Annotated in this window: 1 protein-coding gene; it reads left to right on the top strand. The window is 40.9% G+C overall.

Annotated features, from left to right (window positions below):
* On the top strand, positions 1 to 513 hold a 513-nt coding region (locus SFHG_RS10725), incomplete at both ends, for a hypothetical protein (RefSeq protein WP_162096547.1).

The following is a 513-nucleotide window of genomic DNA, read 5'->3' as shown; positions in this document are numbered from 1 at the left end:
ATATCTTAATGTCTGATCATCATTTCTTTTCGACCGTTATCGCAATGGACGAACTTGCAACAAGCGTCGTTCTCCAACATGGGCTTATAGGTGACATGCGGTTTTTCTCGCCAGTTAGAGCTAATTATTTCTTTGCATGGAGTGAGAAAAGCGCAAGCTTGGTAGATTCCGAAAAGGCAATTAATGCAGGGACGTACAAATTTAGTAAATTGTCAAACAAACGTCGTGATAACAATGTCGAAACCTTTGCAGATACTAAACGGGTTCTTTTAATTTTGTCGAGTTCAAAAACTGCGCAGCAGATTGTGCAACGGCTCGAACCAATTCTCACATTGCAAGAGCGTTATAAATTTACCTTGCTCATAAAAATGCACCCCGGCTCACTGTTTTCGATGGATGAGTTGCACAACGCTGTCGCATCTTCCAAGATTGAGCTTTATAAAGAGGAAAAAATCGAGACGCTTGACTTTGATTTTGCTTTTATTGAACAGTCTACTGCAGCTCTGGACGTAG

Source organism: Senegalimassilia anaerobia JC110 (genome assembly GCF_000236865.1).
GTDB lineage: Bacteria > Actinomycetota > Coriobacteriia > Coriobacteriales > Eggerthellaceae > Senegalimassilia > Senegalimassilia anaerobia.
Note: the sequence above shows the minus strand (reverse complement) of the source record. Positions and strands in the feature narration are given on the sequence as shown.